Source organism: Paenibacillus urinalis, assembly GCF_028747985.1.
Classification (GTDB): domain Bacteria; phylum Bacillota; class Bacilli; order Paenibacillales; family Paenibacillaceae; genus Paenibacillus; species Paenibacillus urinalis.
This window is the reverse complement of the sequence record NZ_CP118108.1, coordinates 439,239-455,472: the sequence shown is the minus strand read 5'-3', so window position 1 is coordinate 455,472 and position 16,234 is coordinate 439,239. Positions and strand designations below refer to the sequence as shown.

The window sequence follows — 16,234 nt, the reverse complement described above, 5'->3', positions numbered from 1 at the left end:
GTGAGCTATGTAATCCCTTATGGCATCCTTTGTTCATCTACCCATTCAAAAGATAAGCATGATTAGTCCGTGTGAGGAGCTTACGCGCGAGCGGCGACTGCGCGGGCGGCAGCTGCACGAGCGGCGGCTGCACGAGCTTCAGCTGCGCGGGCGGCGGCTGCACGAGCTTCAGCTGCACGAGCGGCGGCTGCGCGGGCAGCGACTGCACGAGCTTCGACTGCGCGGGCTTCGACTGCACGAGCGGCGGCTGCGCGAGCTTCGACTGCGCGGGCTTCGACTGCACGGGCTTCGACTGCACGAGCTTCGACTGCGCGGGCTTCGACTGCGCGGGCTTCGACTGCACGGGCTTCGACTGCACGAGCTTCGACTGCGCGGGCTTCGACTGCGCGGGCTTCGACTGCACGAGCTTCGACTGCGCGAGCTTCGACTGCGCGGGCAGCGGCTGCACGAGCAGCGGCTTCGCGGGCTTCGACCTCCTGCTCTTTTGCTTTTAATTGCTCGAGTGTAATCGGTGTCGCTTTGATTTCCATTTTTCATTTCCTCCTTTCGTGGGATAAGCCCATTCTACATCCTTAATTTTCCTTTTTAAACGGTAAATGGGGGTAAACGTCGTTAATCCGATGTAAATGAATTGACAGTTACTTTGTGTTGAAAGGAGCTTATTCAACTGCCATGCTGGGAAAAAAAATTAGAGAAACCAGAGAACAAAAGGGATTATCTCAAAAACAGCTTGCCGGCGAGGAAATGACAAGGGCTTATATCAGCTTGATCGAAAAGGGAAGAGCAGTGCCTTCCTCACGCATGCTGCGAGTAATTGCCAAGCGTCTGGGCAAGCCTGTTGAATATTTCCTAGGTTCGGTGACAGAGGATGAGATCCACGAGGATGTATCCGAAGCCTTACTTGACAAGGCATACATGCGTTTCAAGGCTGAAGACGACGATTCCTGCATCCGAATCGCTGAACATCTTCTGACGCTTGCCGTGCCTGAGCCTGTACAGGCAGAAGCCTACCTGCTCATGATCAGAAGCTGCAATCGGATGAAGCAGTATTCCAGGGCTGCCGAGCATGGAGAGTCCTCCGAATTTTTGTTTATCCGTTCAGGAGACCGCAAGCTCATTACCCAGTTCTATCTGGAAATGGGCAAAGCAGCGATCTATATGGAATCCTATATCCAGGCGAAGAAGCAATATCAGCAAGCCTACACCTACAGCAGCAAGCTGAAGCATTTACAGGAGGAGCATATTACCGCTCTCACCTTTTTGGCGACCTCTCATATGTTCCTGGGTGAAATTCCGGAAGCGATTGATGCTTACTTAAAAGCCGAGGATGAAGCCAGGATGGCAGGTAACCCCGAGTCATATGGCGAGATTGCCATGGGACTCGGCAAAGCTTATTTCAAATCAGATCCCCACTCACAGGAAAGTCTCTACTGGACTCAAAAGTCTGTGGACTGCTTAAAACAAGGGAATAGCGAATCGTATATCTTTGCCCTCCATAATCTTGCTGTCATTATGCTGCACACAGACAAAAAGAAAGAAGCTCTCCCCCTTCTGCATGAATGTGCATCCATTTACGACGAACGCAACATGCCGGATAAGAAAGCTTCGATATTTGAAGAAATGAGTAAGCTCTATTTGGAGGAAGGCAATCTAGAGGAAGCAGAAAAGGCCTGCAAAACAGCCATTCGATTGCTGGATTTAACCGATAGCGGTGTACAGCGCGCGCGCCTGTACAGGCTGATGGGCGCTGTCTACCATGAGCAGGCTAATCCAGAACAGGCTTACTTTTTCTTGAGAATGAGCTATGATCTGCTCAAAAGACTGAATGCAGGCAGTGAGGCCGAATCCAGCTACAAGCTCCTGACACTCAGCGAGCGTAATGATGGTATGGATTATAATGATTACCGAATGTATCTTAAGTGAGGAAATGACCCTCTCGAATTCATTATTTAGGCATTGGGGAGTTCAGATCCTGCGGCTCTACAGTCCCGGGAGGATTCGTCTGATCCTTTGAACTTCCCTCTATATCAGCGAACACAGCGCCTGTATTGACAGTTAATCCAATAACCAAAGTTAATACAACGGAATATAGAGGTGATCTCATTTTTTTCATTGTCCATCGCTCCCTGTTCTTTTTTCTTAAGTTTATTACGCAGTATGGATGTGATGAAGTTGTAAATGAGGATTTACCCCCTCTTACCTGTGGAAACGGTCTAAAGCCAATATGAATTGCTTCACTGAGTATATTCAATTGCTGCACAATACGAGGACTAAAAAAGAGACTTCTGATCGTTCAGAAGTCTCTTTTCACGTGAAATCCTGCATCAAAAAAACTTGATATGCGGCTTATCTTCCCTATAGTAATTCATGCGGTCCTGCAGTGTCCCTGTATGGAACTCAAACATATGCCCGTCCGGGTCGAGAAAATAAATGGACTGTTGATCCCTTGCATCCCGTTCTCTGCCTGGCAATACCTTGGCATTCACCTCTGCGAGCCGTTCCCGCAGCTCATTCAAATCCTGTTCATCTACGGTAAACGCGATATGCGTGTAGGTCGGTGTCGTATAATTGCGCGGGACATTCTCTTGGTTCAGTGCAATCCAGATTCCGTTTAGATCAAAGTAAGCAAGTGTACGTCCTTCAAGCAGAATCTTGGCTCCAAATACAGTCTCATAAAACCGGATGGACTGACTCAGATTGGATACAGAAAAACAAAGATGATTAATACCTTGGATATTCAAGTATGGCTCACCTCCGTTAAATAGGATATACTCCCATAATACCATATTTAACCACGTCTTATTTCTCGATCCGTAGGGAGAACATGCAATACCCTGCCTCTGATACGACTCCCTCCCAACAGAACTTACTTACACCAAAAAGTCCAGCTGACGACGTTCATCCACTGGACTTCTCTGTTCATATCCGCTTATTTCGAATTCTTCTGGTTCTCTCGAAGCTGAATTTCCTCGGTAAATTCTTGGAGTCCGGCTTGCAGACGCTCTACCAGCTCTGGAGCAATATCCAGGCCCCCTTGATCATTACGTGCAACCTGTGCATCCACCGTATAAACACCCGCCAAAATATGACGAGCGCCGAGCACGGAGAGGACAGGCTTCAGTGCATAATCCATCGTCAGCAGATGGGCCAGGCTCCCTCCAATAAAGAGCGGGAGAATGGTCTTGCCGGCAAGTCCCCGTTCCGGAATCAGATCCAGGAACGTCTTGAGCACGCCTGTATATGATGCCTTGTATACCGGGCTCGCAATAATAACCGCATCTGCTTCAGCTACAATACCGTTAGCCTTCACGATGGGCTCACTTTCAAATTTCGTATGGATCAGGTCTCCTGGCGGGAGCTCAGCAACGTTAATGCGTTCAACTTCAAAACCTGCTTCTCTAAGACTCTTTTCTGCAAATTCGATAACCGCATTGATCCGGGAAGTCAGGGAAGGGCTCCCGTTAATGACAGCGATTTTGGCCACGTTATTCACCTCTGACAAGTATTTGTGTTGCTTATCTATTGTTAATTCCTACTTATTTTCTTGGTATATTGTAACATGATTCCCCTTTCCGCTGTCAACCTGGGAACAAGCTGCATCCTGTCTTTTACAGGTCCTTTGCCACGATCAGTAGATCAATATGACGTGCATTACGTACCAGATGATGGGCAACGCCTCTTCTCCTGCTTGATCCCATTAATCGATAGTGATGCCTGGACTGGCCTGCAATGATCTGTGTGGCCTTATCCTGATTGGCCAATTGAATCAGCAGCTCCGGCACCTGGCTTCGATCACCTGCCTGAATCACACGGAATACTCCGCCAAGCCGCTCTGTCATTAATTTTAACTGATCCAGTCTGTGCTCATACTCCTTATGCAAGGAGCTGCCCCGATCCGTAAACTGTACATGATTCACGTACCAGACCGCTTTGAGCCTGTGCGCAATTCGAAACCCTCGCCTGATGAGACGAGCTGCTGCTTCGTGTGCATCTACACAGACATGAATCACCTCCTCCCTGCGCCATGGACCGCGGAGTGAATGGTTTCGCTCCCAGGCTTCCATCCGTTCATCCACATCATCTGCCAGCTCTCGAAGTGCAAGCTCTCTCAGTGCAATCAGATTGGCCTCTTTGAAAAAATGCTGTAAAGCCTGATCGACCTTTTCCAGAGCGTAAATCTTACCCTCACGCATCCGCTTTCTCAGTGCCCTTGGCGCGACGTCGACAATCTGCACCTCGTCGGCAAGGTGCAGGATGGAATCCGGCACTGTCTCTCTTACTTTAACCCCGGTGATGTGCTCGACCGTATCATTCAGGCTCTCTAGATGCTGTACATTCATGGTTGAGATGACAGAAATGCCAGCCTCAAGAATTTCAAGGACATCCTCGTACCTTTTTCTCAGCCGGCTGCCCGGGACATTGGTATGAGCAAGCTCATCCACAAGTACCACATCCGGTGCTTCCCGTCGTATCGCCTCGGTATCCATCTCCGTCAGCTCCGTCCCCCGATAAGCAATTCTCTTCCGTTCGATGAACGGAAGCTGACCTGTCTGTGCCTCTGTCTCCTCGCGTCCATGTGTTTCAAGCAGACCAATCCGGACATCGAGACCGCTGTTGAGAAGCTCATTACCTTCCCGCAGCATGGTGTACGTCTTGCCTACACCCGGAGCAGCCCCAATGTATAGTTTGAAGTGTCCTCTGATGCTGCGATTATGCCGTTCCTTGATCTCTACCAGGGAGGAGCTCCCGGCAGTATTCAAGGATTTCGTAGGCAGAATCCGTTCCCCATCATGATCAGCCCGATCCGCGACCAGAAACAAATCCACATGACGGATCTTGCGGAGCACCTCCTTCACGACGGACCCCTGCCGCAGCTCCTGGATGAAGCTCTGCTTGGAATGACCCATAACGATGCGGGTCACTCCATTTCTCAAGGCATAGTCAACGAGCTGATCGGGCAGCATTCGTCTTGACCGAAGCGGCAGCTCTTCGAATTTGGCCCCCACTTTATCAGCGAGCTGAATCATCGCTTTGCGAAATGCCTCCTCCTCTTTGGTCCGTTTACGGTCAGGGTCAACAAACGTAACAATTCGCAGATCCCCATTCAGTCTTCTTGCAATTTGCTGCCCTCTACGGATATAGATAGAGCCGTTAAAGTGATACTGCACCGAGACAAGGATCCGTTCTCCCGTGCGGGAAGGCCCTGTATATCCCTGTTCTTCTCGCAGCTTGATCAAGGATTCGCCAACGCCTTCTGCCACCAGCCGCAGGGCAAGCTCACGCAGGACCGAGAGATTCCCCTCCTTCACGACGGAGGAGTGCTGATCAACCCGGAGTTTGTGCTGCTCCACCCTGCTGAGCAGCTTCTCTGGCGTCACATCTACAAGTCTTACTTCATCCGCCATCTCGAGCACATGACCAGGCAGAACCTCCGCCGCTTTGATGCCTGTCAGCTGACTGGCTGTATGCTGAACCCCTTCCAGTTCATAGACATTCACGGTCGTGACCACACTGATGCCATGCTTAAGGAGCCGCTCTACTTCCTCAAGCCGAGTTCTTGCAGCTGCATCTGGACGATTACGGTGGGCCAGCTCATCGACCAGAACCCATTCAGGACGACAGCAGAGGATCGCTTCCACGTCCAGATCCTCCGTCTCTGTCCCGCCTCTGCTCCAGATGATGCCAGGAACTCGGTCCAGCCCGTTCATGAGCTGGGATGTCTCGACCCGGTCGGAGGCCGTCATAGAGCCGATCACAACATGGACTCCCTGCTCACTTAACGATCGGCCCTCCAGCAGCATATGATACGTCTTCCCTGTTCCACTCGCTGCACCAATCAGGATGTGCAGCCTGCCTCGGCCCTGCTTCTGAATAACTGCCAATATTTCTTCCGGTGTTTTTCTGCGAAAGGTATCGATTCAGCTCCCCTCCTGCCGCCTTTACTGAATTGTAAACTTCGATTGAAGCTCTAGATTAAGTTCCAGGACACTAACGACAGGCTCTCCCAGGAAACCGAATTGTCTGCCCTTGGTATGCTGGTCAACCATCTGCATAAGCTCTTCCTCGGAGATGCCGGTTTCAGCATGGATTCGTGGAATTTGCACTCTTGCCGCCTCTGGACTAATATGTGGATCAAGCCCCGAGCCTGAATTCGTGATAAGATCTGCGGGCAGCTGGCTTATAGGGACTTCGGGGTTCTCCTTCTGCCACTCTTGTATGGAGGCTTCCATACGAGCAAGTAAATCGGGATTTGAAGGAGCATAGTTGCCCGAGCCCGAGCCTGCTGCATTATACTCGATGCTGGATACTCTTCCATGAAAATACGCGGGCTCTGTAAACTGCTGCCCAATCAGCTCTGAACCGATCGGCTCTTGCTGCTCATTGTAGATCAGACTGCCATTCGCCTGATGCGGCATGGTGAATTGTGCGATGCCGGTGACCAGCAGATTGTAGCCCAGTCCAAGCAGCAGCAGCAGCGCAAGGCTTACCCTCAGTGATATCGTCCATACTTGCATATCTGTATCTTCCTCCTATACCCAAATGTGTACAATCAAGTCAATTATTTTGATGCCGATAAACGGAGCAATTACGCCGCCGATGCCATAGATCAGCAGATTCTGGCGAAGCAGGCCTGCCGTGCTCATGGGTTTATACCGAATCCCCCTCATCGCCAGCGGAATCAGCAGCGGAATGATAATCGCATTAAATATAAGCGCAGACAGGATGGCAGATGACGGTGAGCCCAGCTTCATGACGTTGAGTGCTTCAAGCTGAGGAATAGCCAGCATGAACATCGCCGGAATAATGGCAAAATACTTGGCGATATCATTCGCGATACTGAACGTCGTCAGCGCTCCCCGTGTCATCAGCAGCTGCTTCCCGATCGCGACCACCTCAATAATCTTGGAGGGATCAGAATCAAGATCAACCATATTGGCCGCCTCCTTAGCAGCAACCGTACCACTGTTCATCGCTATCCCTACATCCGCTTGGGCCAAGGCCGGTGCGTCATTCGTTCCGTCTCCAGTCATCGCGACGAGCTTGCCTTCCGCCTGCTCTCGTCGAATCACCGCAATCTTATCCTCTGGGGTACTTTCCGCAATGTAATCATCCACTCCGGCCTCTCTGGCGATGGTTGCTGCGGTCAGCGGATTGTCACCTGTACACATGATGGTCTTGATCCCCATCTCACGCATCTGATCAAAGCGCTCCTTCATCCCCGGCTTGACCGTATCCTTCAGATAGATCAGTCCGTAGATTTTACTGTCGACTGCAACTGCGAGCGGGGTCCCACCGGCTGTTGCAATGGCATCACTGTTCGTATCAAGGTTCGACGGGATGCTGCCTCCTTGCTCCTTCACCCATTTTTTAATAGAATCCACTGCGCCCTTTCGTACCCGTCTTCCATCAGGAAGATCCAGCCCACTCATTCTTGTCTCCGCCCTAAAAGGTACGAACTCCCCTTCGGCCGCATTTTCATCCATCGTAATCGACATCTTCTTCATGAGCTCCAGCACCGATCGCCCTTCCGGCGTCTCATCCTTGACTGAGCTGACAGCCGACCAGTACACTAGCGATTGCTGTGTCTCTTCTCCAACCGGCACAAATTCACTTGCCATTCGGTTCCCATAAGTGATCGTCCCCGTCTTATCCAATATAATGGTGCTCACATCCCCAGAAGCTTCAACTGCCTTACCAGACATCGCCAGCACATTAAACTGAGTAACTCGGTCCATACCTGCAATCCCAATAGCAGACAGCAGACCGCCGATGGTCGTCGGAATCAGACAAACCAGCAAAGCGATAAGGATTGGGATTTCCAGCTGGATTTCCAGATAACCCGCATAAAACGGAAGCGTAACAACAACGAGCAGGAAAATAATCGTAAGGCTCATCAGTACGGTGTTTAACGCGATTTCATTCGGTGTCTTCTGCCGCTTGGCACCTTCCACCAGGGAGATCATCCGGTCAAGGAACGACTCTCCCGGGTCACTCGTAATCCGGACCTTGATCTGGTCACTGACAACCCTTGTGCCGCCTGTCACCGAGCTGAAATCTCCGCCAGCCTCCTTAATGACCGGTGCCGACTCTCCCGTAATCGCCGATTCATCGACGGAAGCAAGTCCTTCAATAACCTCACCATCACCCGGTATCAGCTCACCTTCTCTTACAAATACGACATCGCCTTTACGGAGCTCTGAGGAGGAGACCACCTTGATGTGATCGCCAGCCACCTTGTTTGCTGAAATGTCCTGCTTGGTCTGCTTCAGACTATCGGCCTGTGCCTTCCCCCGGCCCTCAGCAAGCGCCTCCGCAAAATTGGCGAACCAGACAGTAATCAGCAGGATCACTGTGACGGTCAGATTAAATCCCCGTGAGCCATCCGTACCGAGAAGATTCGGAAACAGGGTCAACAGAAACGTGATCACCATACCCACTTCGACGACGAACATGATCGGATTTTGCAGCATTAACTTCGGGTTCAATTTATAGACAGCTTCAAGCATCGCTCTCTGCACGAGCTTCTTGTTCAGCATTGATTTCTTTTGTCCCATTGACGATCGTTCCTCCATTCAAATAAGAGCTTCAACTTTTTTATGAAAATCGTCCCTACACTATCTGCTCAGCGTCAAATGCTCTACGATCGGTCCAAGCACCATCGCCGGGAGATAAGTTAGTGCCCCTACAATCAGCACGGTACCGACAAAGACCGCGGCAAACAAATAGGTGTCCGTCCTAAATGTACCTGAGCTCACAGGGATGCTCTTCTTCACAGCCAGTGATCCTGCAACCGCAAGCAGCAGTACAATCGACAGATATCTGCCCAAGTACATGACAATTCCGGTCGAAATGTTCCAGAACGGTGTAGCATCTCCTAAGCCTTCAAATCCGGAGCCATTATTGGCAGCCGATGAAGTGTACTCATACAGCACCTGCGACAGACCATGGTATCCGGGATTCGATATCGTGTCCGCATTGGTGAACAGTGCCAAAGCTGTAGGAGCCAGAATAAGCAGCGGCTGAATCAGCAGGCTGATTGCAATCAGCTTAATCTCTTTGCCTTCCAGCTTCTTGCCGAGAAATTCCGGAGTGCGTCCCACCATCAGACCGGATAAAAAGACAGCAATGAGTGCGTACATGAGCACATTCAGGAAGCCGGCTCCCATACCGCCGAACACCGTGTTCAGCATCATATTAGCCAAAGTGACAAGACCGCCAAGCGGTGTCAGCGTATCATGCATCGTGTTAACTGCTCCTGTCTCGGAAGCGGTCGTTACGACCGAATACAGAGATGACAAGGCCACACCGAAGCGGGCTTCCTTCCCCTCCATACTGCCGCCTTCCTGCTGAACTCCTACAGCCTCCATCGCAGGGTTACCGTTCGTTTCAGCACCAAGTGATACCCCCATCAGCACGAGAAACATGATCGCCATCGAGACGAACAGGACACGCCCTTGCTTCTTGTTCCCCACCATCTTGCCATATGCGAAGGGCAGGGAGACCGGGAACAGAAGCATCAGCACCATCTGCAGCAGGTTCGTGAATCCATTAGGATTCTCAAACGGATGAGCCGAGTTTACTCCGAAAAATCCACCGCCGTTATTCCCCACCTGTTTAATGGACAGGAAGGAACCTACTGGACCTCTCGCAATTTCCTGAACACCACCCTCAAGCGTCGTTACGGCTGCTGTTGCTTTTAACGTCTGTGGAACACCAGCAGCAATAAACAGAATAGCGGAGACAATAGCGACAGGAAGCAATACCCTTGTTATACTTCGCACGACATCTACGAAGAAGTTACCGAGCGGCTTGCCTGTAAGTCCTCTAATAAATGCGATCGCCACCGCAAAGGCCGAGGCCGGAGCAGTAAACATCATGAACACAATGGCGATCATCTGTGATAAATAGCTGAGACCAGATTCCCCGCTGTAATGCTGCAGATTCGTATTGGTCATGAAGCTAATCGACGTATTAAAAGCAAGCGTCGGCTCCATACCTGCTACACCGCTTGGATTCAGCGGCAGATGGGCCTGTATCCGAAAGATCAGATAGACGAGTACAATCATGACCGTGTTACTGATGACAAAGGAAGCTGCGTACTGCTTCCAGGTTTGATTCGTCTCCTTGATGCCGCTGACAGCATAGAGGGGTCTCTCTATCCATTTGAACCACGGATCGATCCGGGTTGGTTCATAACGGAATGCACTTGCAATATATAGACCTGCAGGGCGAGCCAGCAGGAGCACGACCGCGAGGGTCACACAGATGGATATAACGGTTAACATATCGACTTATCAGCCTCCTGTTAGTGAATGTCGTTTATTCATTGTTAAATGAATCTAGTTCTTTGTTCTGTCTCAAAATTTCTCTGGGTTAAGCAGTGCGTAGACCAAATAAATGAATACAGCAGCTGCAATAGCAAGCAGCACCCACATCATTTTTGTTCACTCCCTTCCGAGGTGATTAAGTCTGAGCCTTTGATAACTCCGATTGAAATAAGCGTCAACAAGCTGATCAATACGATCATGATAAAATCCAGCATTGGTTTAGCACCTCCCGATTCCGGTTTAGAGTAAGAAAGAGCAGTCGCTGCCGCGGCTGTAGATGACATGTGTTGCACCAAGCCCTCTGTAGATGAGCCGCGGCTTGCTTCGCTCTGTAATGACATAGATTGGCTTACAGGTCCATGACCGGCAGACTTGGATGTACTTACAGCACACGGGCAGACTCTCCTCGAACAGAAATACGTGACCTACGTGGAAATCAGGGGGCTCAGGTGCCTGTTCGAAAGAATCCACTTGAATGACCGGTTCCACATAGAGCCTTTGCATTTCTTTACGCTCATGCTCAGAGCTGACCAAGATGGCAAACGGCAAACCCTTCATGAGCAGGGTCTTTATAAAGGATCTGCCCGGCTTACCCCCAGCTGCAACAATTATGACGTCATCGTCATCAACGGACATTTGTGCATTCCCCTCCTGTTTCTCCCTTCATCCGGCAATAAAAAGAAGCCGAGCAAGAGAAATCTCTCTCGCGCAGCTTCTTATTCGTAGGCAGGCGGGAACAAGCCGCTGCCACTTAAGAGCTCGGATATAAGAAAGTCTCTCTAGATACGCTGACGAGGTTAGCTGTCGGATTCGGGCGTGAGAGTCGCCCTACCTGTACTAAGCACATATGGTGTGCTCTTCAGGATTCACCCCTCGAAGCCTGCATAGCAAACCTCACTGGTTCCCCCGCTCCTTTTCATTCATCAAAGGATTAAGCGGTATGAAATTGTATGGCGAAAGCTTTTATGCCAAGAATCATAATCCTGACCGAATGTGCTGTAAAGAAAGTCCGCTCCTCATATAAGACGAATTTCGAATCATTGACTTCGCATAGCGGATTGTTATCTTTATTTTCCTCTTCGTTCCTCTCTCTAACTCCACTTTCCTTGCTTTTTGCGCAAGAAGCTGACAACGATAGATATAGGTCCGATCGGTCGAGATTGGCCCTTAATTAACCGCTTACTTTCATCCATTTCGTCCGATTTGCTGAAAAACCGGTTTTTTTAGAACAAGGATCATTTTACTCGTCTGTGACATTTGCTATATGATGATCAACATAATAATGAGGATGATTAATGGAGGATGAATACTCGTGGCACTCGCCTATATGGGGAATAATTCAGTACCTGCTTATACAACGGATGCGATCAGCTCGATGGAAATCATACGCTATGATTCACGCCGGCTTCCTTATTTGACAGAGGAGAAATATCATTACTGCGGATTGTTTAAAATAACCTGCGGGACAGCACACGGCTTTGCTGAATTTGAGCTGCCACAGGAGAGTGCTCCCGGGGATCTGATTCCATGGATCTCTGTGTTTGCCATCCTGAAGGAGCTGACCGTGGAGCAGGCCAAGCTCTGCGTTGCAGATCATGAACAGGAATGGGGAATGGAACGAACCCGAATAGCCGAGGAAGCACTCGCAGATCTGCAAATGATGCAGGACGCGGATGAAGAGCTGCATCCTGTTATCAGTTCCAGACTGCTCGTTCGTTCTTTTTTGATGGAGTATGGGCTGACGTATTATTCCTTCTAAGTTCCTGGTCGTCAAGATTTACTCCAATACTAAACGTAAAAAGGACACGCTTCTGCGTGTCCTTAAATTTGACTTGTAAATCTGTGTGCAGACGCCTTACCGGCGGCTCCTTGCCAATACGCTGTATTACAATGCGTCAATAATGTCGCCGGCAATAATGCCTCCCGGATGATGCCGCTTGTATGCAGCACGTTCTCCGGAGAGTCCATGCAGATATACACCGTATGCTGCTGCCTGCTCAGCGCTCCATCCCTGAGCCAATAGACCCGCTATAATGCCGGTCAGCACGTCCCCTGCACCGCCGGTTCCCATACCGGGATGTCCGGTCAGGTTAATATAGGTGCTGCCTGAAGGAGCAGCAATGACCGTGCGCGAGCCCTTGAGTACAAGGATAACGCCCGTCTTCTCTGCATATGCCGCCGCATGGGTGATCCGGTCTCGCTGGACGTCCTTCGTGGATATCCCCATCAAACGAGCCATCTCCCCCGGATGCGGCGTCAGAATGAGCGGTGCAGTCCGGTTCATCCCCAAGAAGAAATCTTCCCCTCCTGCTGCGACCATATTGAGTGCATCAGCATCAAGTACAATAGGTACATCACATGCTTCAACAATGCGGCGAAGCCACCCTGTATCTCCTTCAAAGCGCCCAAGTCCCGGCCCGATGGCCAGCACATCCTTGCCCTCCGCGAGCTGTATAACTCGCTCTGCTGACTCTTCCGTCCACAGCCCGTCATTTCCGCTCACCGCATCGGCGAGCATCAGCTCAGGCACCTTGCCGATGACATGCGGCATCAGCTCGTAAGGCAGCGCCCAAGTGGCAAGACCGCAGCCTGACCGGAGCGATGCACGTGCACTCAGAAGCCCGGCCCCGCTCATGGCAAGTGTCCCGGCAGTAAGCAGCACATGTCCATAGGTTCCCTTATGCCCTTCGCCTGATCTTCGGAGCGCCAGATCCATTCCAAGCGTCCCTTCCAGCACTTCTTCTGTAAGGACTTGTACAGATATGCCCTGATCCGCTGCGAGCTTAGGAGGGATTCCAATGGATCGCACTTTGACGCGGCCTGCTGCCTCTGCACCGGGATACTGAGTCAATCCGCGTTTTAACAACCCGAAGCACACCGTCATCTCTGCCCGGATATGAGGCTCATAGAGCTCTCCCGTATCTGCATTTAAACCGCTTGGAATATCAGCGGAGACAATAGGGAGCCCGCTCTCATTAGCCTCACGGATCAAGGCTGCATAAGCCTTGCGCGGCGCACCGTTGCTTCCAGTACCCAGCAGCGCATCTACAATACCGGTAATGCCATGAAATGACAGCGGCTCCTTCTCGCTATATACGACTGCCGGAATCCTATATGCCGTTGCCGCGTCTCTTTGAAGTGCAGCATCCTGCTCCAGTGCTGAAGGCGGAACAGCATAAACAATCGTTACTTTGATACCCGCCTCTTGCAAATGCCGGGCACACACGAGCCCATCTCCGCCGTTATTTCCTTTTCCAATGAGTATAAACCAATGTTCCTGGCTTCGGTCTTTGATGCGTAATGTCTCCTCGGCACGAATCGTACCTCTCACACCACGCCACTCCTCAAATGCCCTGCGATTGTTATTCTCATCTTCCTGCAGCGGGTCCCGCGGTGTTCCTCGTTCTATTCGCCCATTCTGCTCTTCACGGCACAGCTTCACCACTTCTTCGGCGAGCGCCTTGCCTGCATTCTCCATCAGGCTTGCCGAAGGAACGCCGATCTTCTCAATTACGATGTGATCAAGCTCACGCATCTGCTTCGCGGTTACAACATACATCTTGTCCAGCCCCTCCTATCAAAAAGAGCGAGAGATAGATCCCTCGCTCGCTAAGATGAATTCTCTTCTAATAAGCCACGGTAAATCGGGACCCGCTGAAATACGGATCATCCGCTTCATCCACCATAGCCGCTGCATAATCTTCGACCGATATACGGCTCTGCCCTGCTTCATCCAGGATCAGACGATCTGTGCCAATTCGGAAATTGCCTGTACGGCGTCCAGGTTCGATCGTTGCTGCCGGACTCAAATAAGTCCAGTCCAAGTCGGACTCCTCGTAAATATGAAATGCATCCCGATGTGCGAGCGCCAGCGGTCTAACCTCTTCCGGGAATTCCGGAGTCTCCATCAGCGGAACTCCGCTATCGGTCAGCAGACTGCCTGCTCCTCCAACGACGAGCAGACGCTGGACTCCACTGTTTCGAATGCCCTCTACGAGGGAACGTGCCGCCTCGACCAGCTCTTCCTCCTTACCGAATTCAGGACCGTATGCGCTAATGACCACATCATGTCCCTTTACGGCTTCAGCAACCGATTCAGGCTTAAGAATGTCACCCTCAACAACGGTGAGTCCCTCTCGCTTCTCGTTAAATTTAAACCGATTCCGCACAATGGCAGTTACCGTCATTTTTCTGCCCAATGCTTCCTCCAAGATCGCTTGTCCAATCGTTCCTGTTGCTCCAAATAAAGCTATATTCATATTATTCAGTCCTCATTTCTGTTCTATGCTAGCGTAAGCTTACTTTATATTAATCAGGTATGCTCTCTATTAAAACGTCAATTGTTTACAACTCAAGCTCCGTAGCTTAGTTATGCTTCTCTCATTCAAAAAAGATACGTCATAATAATGTTAGAGACAATCCCCTGCTCACCTTACATTATTCGATATTCACAAGAAAAGCCACCTTGCCCGGCTGGAGCGAGATGGCTTCCTGCTATTCATTTGTATTATAAGTTCGATCATGTCAGCGCCTTGGGAATCGTATCTCCCGGGTTCAGCAGTGGAACATTGCCGGATATCGTTTCCGGATACTTAATGCCAGAGCCCGTATTCAGGACGATCACCTTCTCGTTGTCCTGAATCCATCCGTTAGCCCGAAGTATTCGTGCGGCAGCAAAAGCAGCGGCGCCTTCCGGACAAATGAACGATCCTTCCAACCGGGCTGACAAACGCTGTTCAGACAAAATTTCCTCTTCTGTCACAGCGATGGCAGCTCCATCCGTCTCATATATGGCGTCAAGTACAAGAAAATCTCCGATCGCTTTGGGCACATTAATACCAAAGGCAATCGTCTGCGAGTCGGACCAAAATTCCGATTCAGACGCATTCTGCTCCCATGCTTTTACAATCGGGGCACAGCCTGCAGCCTGTACAGCAACCAGCTTCGGCAGACGACCGGTTACAAAGCCCAGCTCTTGAAGCTCTAGCAGACCTTTATAGATCCCGATCAAGCCGACACCGCCGCCTGTCGGATACAGAATAACGTCCGGCATCTGCCAGCCCAGCTGTTCTGCAATCTCCAGTCCCATCGTCTTCTTACCCTCAATTCGATAAGGCTCCTTCAGCGTGGATGCATCGTAGATCCCCTCTGACCGGACCTTATCTGCAACAATCTTCCCTGCATCACTGATTAGTCCGTTCACGAGGTACAAATCCGCACCTGCGGCAATACATTCATTGCGCGTAATCAGCGGCGCGTCAACAGGCATTACAATCGTTGCCTGTATACCTGCACGAGCTGCATATAAGGACCAGGCTGCGCCCGCATTCCCGTTCGTCGGCATCGCAAATTTGGATACGCCAAGTTCTTTGGCTTTGGATATACCGACAGCAGCGCCGCGTGACTTGAATGATCCGCTCGGCGTCAAGCCTTCATCCTTCATATACAGCTGAGGAATCGCCATATCCATTCCGAGACTTGGCATACGAAGCAGCGGTGTCATCCCTTCGCCCAGAGTGATCACATGCTCCGGTTCCCTCACAGGAAGCAGTTCATGATATCTCCACAGGTTCATCTCCCTGCCTTGTATGGCTTCAGGATTCCATTCCTTCTTAAGACTATCCAGATCGTATCGGGCGTTTAACGGAGATCCGCAAGTGCACAGCTGTTGAACGCCTGTTGTATGATAAATCAGTCCGCACTTTGGACATTCCAAATGACTCAAATAGCTGTACTGTCCCATATGAACATACATCTCCTCACTTTATAACGACCTAAGTGATGTGAAAAAGATTGATGCTATGACTGTAAATAAGAGTTCACCCTTCTGTTTCAGAGTGAGGACCCAGCGATATCTTAATGCAGCAAAATGCTGCCATGACCCAAAAAATGGCCTCCTTATTCCT

At 50.5% G+C, this 16,234-nt stretch carries 15 protein-coding genes and 1 riboswitch; of the genes, 2 read left to right on the top strand and 13 right to left on the bottom strand.

Going from position 1 to position 16,234, the window contains the following annotated elements:
- Nucleotides 1–37: 37 nt before the first annotated feature.
- Entirely contained in the window at nt 38–448 is a 411-nt protein-coding gene (locus tag PUW25_RS02110) for a hypothetical protein (RefSeq protein WP_274338510.1), read from the bottom strand.
- A 224-nt stretch (nt 449–672) separates the two neighbouring features.
- Here PUW25_RS02110 and PUW25_RS02105 point away from each other — a divergent pair, with 224 nt between their 5' ends.
- Nucleotides 673–1,923 (top strand): helix-turn-helix domain-containing protein, encoded by a 1,251-nt coding sequence (locus PUW25_RS02105; protein ID WP_274337957.1) that lies wholly within the window; start codon nt 673–675, stop codon nt 1,921–1,923.
- 22 nt (nt 1,924–1,945) lie between these two features.
- Here the strand turns inward: PUW25_RS02105 and PUW25_RS02100 are convergent, their stop codons facing one another.
- From PUW25_RS02100 to PUW25_RS02065, 9 genes are all read right to left on the bottom strand, one after another.
- The gene (locus PUW25_RS02100) at nt 1,946–2,113 is read right to left on the bottom strand and encodes a hypothetical protein (RefSeq protein ID WP_274337956.1); all 168 of its coding nucleotides are present in this window, start codon (nt 2,111–2,113) and stop codon (nt 1,946–1,948) included.
- 211 nt (nt 2,114–2,324) lie between these two features.
- Nucleotides 2,325–2,786, bottom strand: a complete 462-nt coding sequence (gene fosB / locus PUW25_RS02095) for a metallothiol transferase FosB (RefSeq protein WP_202964132.1) — start codon at nt 2,784–2,786, stop codon at nt 2,325–2,327.
- 143 nt (nt 2,787–2,929) lie between these two features.
- Nucleotides 2,930–3,484, bottom strand: coding sequence for an NADPH-dependent FMN reductase (gene ssuE, locus PUW25_RS02090; protein ID WP_047911433.1), 555 nt, complete (start codon nt 3,482–3,484; stop codon nt 2,930–2,932).
- A gap of 124 nt (nt 3,485–3,608) precedes the next feature.
- A complete protein-coding gene (locus PUW25_RS02085; RefSeq protein ID WP_337999897.1) occupies nt 3,609–5,882 on the bottom strand; it encodes a histidine kinase in 2,274 nt (757 codons plus the stop codon).
- Between the two features lie 57 nt (nt 5,883–5,939).
- Nucleotides 5,940–6,515, bottom strand: a complete 576-nt coding sequence (kdpC, locus tag PUW25_RS02080) for a potassium-transporting ATPase subunit KdpC (protein ID WP_047911431.1) — start codon at nt 6,513–6,515, stop codon at nt 5,940–5,942.
- A gap of 15 nt (nt 6,516–6,530) precedes the next feature.
- The gene (gene kdpB, locus PUW25_RS02075; RefSeq protein ID WP_047911430.1) at nt 6,531–8,555 is read right to left on the bottom strand and encodes a potassium-transporting ATPase subunit KdpB; all 2,025 of its coding nucleotides are present in this window, start codon (nt 8,553–8,555) and stop codon (nt 6,531–6,533) included.
- A 60-nt stretch (nt 8,556–8,615) separates the two neighbouring features.
- Complete coding sequence (gene kdpA, locus PUW25_RS02070) at nt 8,616–10,286, bottom strand: potassium-transporting ATPase subunit KdpA (protein ID WP_047911429.1); 1,671 nt, start codon at nt 10,284–10,286, stop codon at nt 8,616–8,618.
- A 72-nt stretch (nt 10,287–10,358) separates the two neighbouring features.
- Nucleotides 10,359–10,436, bottom strand: a complete 78-nt coding sequence (gene kdpF, locus PUW25_RS27470; RefSeq protein WP_370510332.1) for a K(+)-transporting ATPase subunit F — start codon at nt 10,434–10,436, stop codon at nt 10,359–10,361.
- Between the two features lie 132 nt (nt 10,437–10,568).
- Nucleotides 10,569–10,964 (bottom strand): hypothetical protein, encoded by a 396-nt coding sequence (locus PUW25_RS02065; RefSeq protein WP_047911428.1) that lies wholly within the window; start codon nt 10,962–10,964, stop codon nt 10,569–10,571.
- 134 nt (nt 10,965–11,098) lie between these two features.
- Nucleotides 11,099–11,276: riboswitch (cyclic di-AMP (ydaO/yuaA leader) on the bottom strand.
- A 364-nt stretch (nt 11,277–11,640) separates the two neighbouring features.
- Between PUW25_RS02065 and PUW25_RS02060 the strand changes: the two genes are divergently transcribed.
- A complete protein-coding gene (locus tag PUW25_RS02060; protein WP_047911427.1) occupies nt 11,641–12,087 on the top strand; it encodes a hypothetical protein in 447 nt (148 codons plus the stop codon).
- Between the two features lie 126 nt (nt 12,088–12,213).
- On the opposite strand, the gene PUW25_RS02055 is transcribed toward PUW25_RS02060, so the two are convergent.
- The 3 genes from PUW25_RS02055 to PUW25_RS02045 form a co-directional block, all read right to left on the bottom strand.
- Entirely contained in the window at nt 12,214–13,887 is a 1,674-nt protein-coding gene (locus tag PUW25_RS02055) for an NAD(P)H-hydrate dehydratase (RefSeq protein WP_205054424.1), read from the bottom strand.
- Between the two features lie 67 nt (nt 13,888–13,954).
- Entirely contained in the window at nt 13,955–14,587 is a 633-nt protein-coding gene (locus PUW25_RS02050; protein WP_047911426.1) for an NAD(P)-dependent oxidoreductase, read from the bottom strand.
- 260 nt (nt 14,588–14,847) lie between these two features.
- Nucleotides 14,848–16,071, bottom strand: coding sequence for a threonine synthase (locus PUW25_RS02045; RefSeq protein WP_274337954.1), 1,224 nt, complete (start codon nt 16,069–16,071; stop codon nt 14,848–14,850).
- Nucleotides 16,072–16,234 lie beyond the last annotated feature (163 nt).